Raw genomic sequence first — 4,619 nt, forward strand, 5'->3', positions numbered from 1 at the left:
TCCGTTACTTCCCGTCCTCTCGGCGTTCTGATAATGAAACCTTCCTGAATGAGAAATGGTTCATACACTTCTTCCAAAGTTTCAGGATTTTCACCAATCGAAGTAGCTAAAGCTGAAATTCCCACTGGCTTTCCACGGAAATTTTCGATCATCACACGCATGATTTTATTGTCCATATCATCCAATCCGAATTCATCAACATTTAATGAATTTAATGCGAATTTGGTAATTTCAATTTCGATTTCGCCGTTGCCTTTTATTTCTGCAAAATCCCTAACTCTTCTTAAAAGAGCGTTTGCAATTCTTGGCGTTCCACGGCTTCTTCTGGCGATTTCCAATGCAGCATCTTCATAAATCGGAACGCCAAGAACTCGCGCACTTCTTTCGATGATCATTCCTAAAAGTTCAACGGTGTAGTATTCCAACCGCGATTGGATTCCGAATCTTGCCAACATGGGTTTGGTCAGCATTCCGGAACGGGTGGTTGCGCCGACCAAGGTAAAAGGATTTAAGCCAATTTGTACCGAACGCGCGTTGGGACCGCTTTCCAGCATGATATCGATTTTAAAATCTTCCATCGCGGAATACAGATATTCTTCCACAATCGGCGACAATCGGTGGATTTCATCAATAAACAAAACATCGTTTTCATCCAAATTGGTGAGTAGTCCTGCCAAACTTCCGGGTTTATCCAAAACCGGACCCGAAGTAATTTTACATCCTACACCCAATTCATTCGCGATGATGTGGGCTAAAGTAGTTTTTCCCAATCCCGGCGGACCATGCAAAAGCACATGATCCAGCGCGCCACCACGATTTTTGGCAGCAGCTACAAACACTTCCAGATTATCGAGGGTCTTGCGCTGGCCAGCAAAATCGCCAAAACTCTGCGGGCGGATTTTTTCTTCTTGTAACAATTCCTCGTCGGAAAAATTTTCTTGATCAGGGTGAAGAAAATCTGGCATTTTTTTGTTTTAATTTTAATGAATCAAAGATAATTCATTTTAATTATCTAAACACAAGACCATCAATAAATCCATCATACATAAGGCTTAGTTTATCCATTGATAAAAAAACTTTGCGGGCATAATGTTTAAATGTTAAATTTACCAATATGAAAATAACTGGACCTTTCAAACAAATCCTGACGCTTGCCAATCTGCCTTTGCGGGGGAAATTGGCAGATGAACAACTCGAAATCATCGAAAATGGAGGAATTCTCTCCGAAAACGGAAAGATCGTTGATGTTGGAAATTTTAACGGTTTAAAAACAGCATATCCAACCGCTCAAATTGAAAATATCACAGGGTCGCAAGTTGCTCTTCCTGCTTTCACCGATGCACATACGCACATTTGTTTCGGTGGAAAGCGCGCCAATGATTTTGCGATGCGAAATGCCGGAAAAACCTATTTGGAAATTGCCGAAAGTGGCGGCGGAATCTGGAGTTCCGTGCAACATACGCGAGCAGCTTCGGAGGACGAATTGCTGAAAACCACTTTAGAAAGAATTAATTTTTTAATTTCTTTAGGAATTACCACGATTGAAATAAAATCCGGTTACGGTTTGGATGTGGAAAACGAGCTGAAAATGCTCCGCGTGATCAAGAAAGCGCAAAATTTTACCAAAGCAACTTTAGTTCCGACTTGCCTTTCCGCCCACTTGAAACCACGAGATTTCGAAGGTGATAATGTGCAATATCTTCAATATATTTTAAATGAAATTTTACCTAAAGTAAAGGAAGAAAAACTTGCGAAGCGTGTAGATATTTTTATTGAAAAATCTGCATTTCAACCGGAAGAAAGCCAAGATTTCCTTATGAAAGCCAAAGAAATGGGCTTTGATATTACCGTTCACGCTGATCAGTTTACATCCGGAAGTTCGAGGATTGCTGTGGAAGTTGGCGCAAAATCGGCCGATCATTTGGAAGCCACTATTGATGAAGATATTGCGTTTCTCGCATCATCAGAAACCGTGGCGATTGCACTTCCCGGAGCAAGTTTAGGATTGGGAGAAAAATTTTCACCAGCGAGAAAAATTTTAGACAAAAACGGCATTTTAGCTATCGCATCCGACTGGAATCCGGGTTCCGCGCCTATGGGAAATCTTATTACCCAAGCTTCAATTTTGGCAACTTTCGAGAAGCTTTCTACGGCAGAGGTTTTGGCGGGAATTACTTTCCGGTCGGCTTTTGCGCTTGGTTTGGAAGATCGCGGAAAACTGGAAAAAGGAAAAAAAGCAGATTTTGTAACCTTCAAAACCGATAATTTTCAGAATATTCTTTACCAACAAGGTAGCTTGATTGCAGCAAACGTTTTCGTTGACGGAGAAAAAATTTAAAATATGAAAGAAACATCAGATCAAAATACGTCCTACCAAAAGTTTTGGACGTTTTTTAGCGAAAATAAAGAAACGTTTTTTCAAGTTGTAAAAACTCACGAAGATATTGAAGAAAAATTTCTAGATATCATTGCGCCAGAATTGAAATCCATAAATGAGGATTTACTTTATCTGACAGGAATGTTTGATGAAAACACGGCCGAACTCATCATCACTGTTGATGGAAACATTAAAGATATTGTGTACGCAGAAGAACTTATTGAAGCTGCTCCGTCATTGGAAAACTGGCGGTTTACTGCTTTAAAACCAGAATCTGACATTAAAAACACTTCTATCACAATGGAAGATTTTGAATTCACGAAAGAAAACATTTTCTTTTATTCCAATGATGATGAGAATTATCCTGACGAAATTGATTTAACATTTATTCATGAAGATTTAAATGATGACAACAGAAATGAAATCGCCAACGGAACCTTCATCTTCATTGATAATTATCTCGGCGAACTGAATTTTTTAACGCAAATTGATAATTTTAGAATTGCTGGAAAAGGTGAGGCAGAAAAGGAGTTAATTCCTATTGAAAAGCTTAAAGATTATTTAAACTGGCGCGAAAGAGAGTTTATAGAAAAATACAAAGGATCTAAAATTCAAACAAACGAAGATTCTTATTCTCTTTTTGAAGCTACATTGACAAATGGCTTTCCGTTACTTGCAACTGTAAATACAGATTTGTTGCGATGGGACAAAAAAGCTTCCCATCCATGGATTTCCGTATTAAGAATTGAATATAAAGGAGATGAAGAAAGTGGTTTTCCTGATAACGAAGATTACGAAATGCTAAATGCTATTGAAGATGAAATACTTATAGATTTAAAACCTGAAGAAGGAGACCTAAATATCGGACGAGAAACCGCAGAACACATTCGAGAAATATACTTTGCCAGCAAAGATTTCCGGAAGATTTCAAAAATTCTGGCAGAAACCACTCGCAAATATCCACAATACAATATCACTTTCGAAATTTATAAAGACAAATACTGGCAATCCTTTGAGCGATACGGAATTCATTAAAATTAATTATCTTAACGCCTCAAAAATAATACAATGAGCAACTTAGAAATGTGGGAAGTTTTCATTCAAACAAAACCTGGACTTTCCCATAAACACGCAGGAACGGTGCAGGCACCAACCGCCGAAATGGCCCTGCAGAACGCACGCGATGTGTACACCAGAAGAATGGAAGGAACCTCGATTTGGGTAGTTCCGAGCAAATATATGGTAACTTCAGAGGGCGTTGACAAGGAAGCATTTTTCGATCCGGCAGACGATAAATTGTATCGCCACCCGACTTTTTACGAAATCCCGAACGACGTGAAAAATATGTAAATTCTTAGAAACAAGTTTAAAGAACAAAGAATTAAGACTAACAATCTCGACTCTTAAACCTTGGCTCTTAAATCTTAAAAAAAAATGAATCCACTTTTTAATTATCTTTTAAAACTTGCCGATGACACGCTGATTTTCGGGCAACGATTGGGCGAACTCTGCGGACAAGGACCTTATCTGGAAGAAGATATCGCACTCACCAATATCGCACTCGATTATCTTGGGCAAAGTAACAATCTGTATCAATATGCTGCAAAGGTTCAGGATTTGGGAAAAACAGTAGACGATCTTGCTTTCCTGCGTTTGGAAAAAGAATATTTGAACTGCCAGCTTTCGGAAATGCCAAACGGTGATTATGCACAGACAATTTTGAAAGTATATTTCTTCTCCGTTTATCAGAAAATTCTGTATACCATTTTACAGGTGAGTGAAGATGCCCAGTTGGCTGCGATTGCAGAAAAATCCCTGAAAGAAGTAAAATACCATTATACGCACACTTCAACATGGATTAAAATGTTTGCCGGCGGGACAGAAGAAAGCAAGACACGGCTGAAAAATGCAGTAGAAAACCTTTGGGAATACACCGCCGGAATGTTTGCAGAAACCGAAGGCGAAAAGGATCTTAGCCAACTCGGAATCGCGCCAAATGCACAGGATCTCTATGAAAACTGGAAATTTTTGGTTGCAGAGGATTTCAGAAATTTCGGTATTGAAATTCCGGAAAACGAATTCATGCAGAAAGGTTCCAGAACCGGCTATCACACAGAATATTTTGGTTACATCCTTTGCGAATTGCAATATATGCAGCGAACGTATCCGAATTGTGTTTGGTAATCTTTCATCAAAAGTAAATAATGTACAACCTTCTCGACATACTGGCTGAAATCCCCGA

At 39.0% G+C, this 4,619-nt stretch carries 5 protein-coding genes; 4 read left to right on the plus strand and 1 reads right to left on the minus strand.

Annotated features, from left to right (window positions below; all coding sequences use genetic code 11):
- The coding region (ruvB, locus tag V5N63_RS10585; RefSeq protein WP_332033915.1) for a Holliday junction branch migration DNA helicase RuvB at positions 1-965 on the minus strand (965 nt) is incomplete at its 3' end.
- A 149-nt stretch (positions 966-1,114) separates the two neighbouring features.
- On the opposite strand from ruvB, the gene hutI reads away from it, so the two are divergent.
- The 4 genes from hutI to paaC all read left to right on the plus strand — a co-directional run bounded on the left by hutI (position 1,115) and on the right by paaC (position 4,561).
- A complete protein-coding gene (gene hutI / locus V5N63_RS10590) occupies positions 1,115-2,338 on the plus strand; it encodes an imidazolonepropionase (RefSeq protein WP_332033916.1) in 1,224 nt (407 codons plus the stop codon).
- A gap of 3 nt (positions 2,339-2,341) precedes the next feature.
- On the plus strand, positions 2,342-3,412 hold the full coding sequence (locus V5N63_RS10595) for a DUF695 domain-containing protein (protein WP_332033917.1): 1,071 nt from the start codon (positions 2,342-2,344) through the stop codon (positions 3,410-3,412).
- Between the two features lie 33 nt (positions 3,413-3,445).
- Positions 3,446-3,727, plus strand: coding sequence for a 1,2-phenylacetyl-CoA epoxidase subunit PaaB (gene paaB, locus V5N63_RS10600; protein ID WP_332030725.1), 282 nt, complete (start codon positions 3,446-3,448; stop codon positions 3,725-3,727).
- Between the two features lie 84 nt (positions 3,728-3,811).
- Complete coding sequence (gene paaC / locus V5N63_RS10605) at positions 3,812-4,561, plus strand: 1,2-phenylacetyl-CoA epoxidase subunit PaaC (protein ID WP_265144999.1); 750 nt, start codon at positions 3,812-3,814, stop codon at positions 4,559-4,561.
- Positions 4,562-4,619: the final 58 nt, after the last annotated feature.

Source organism: Kaistella sp., assembly GCF_032060305.1.
In the GTDB taxonomy this organism is placed as follows: Bacteria; Bacteroidota; Bacteroidia; order Flavobacteriales; family Weeksellaceae; genus Kaistella; species Kaistella yananensis.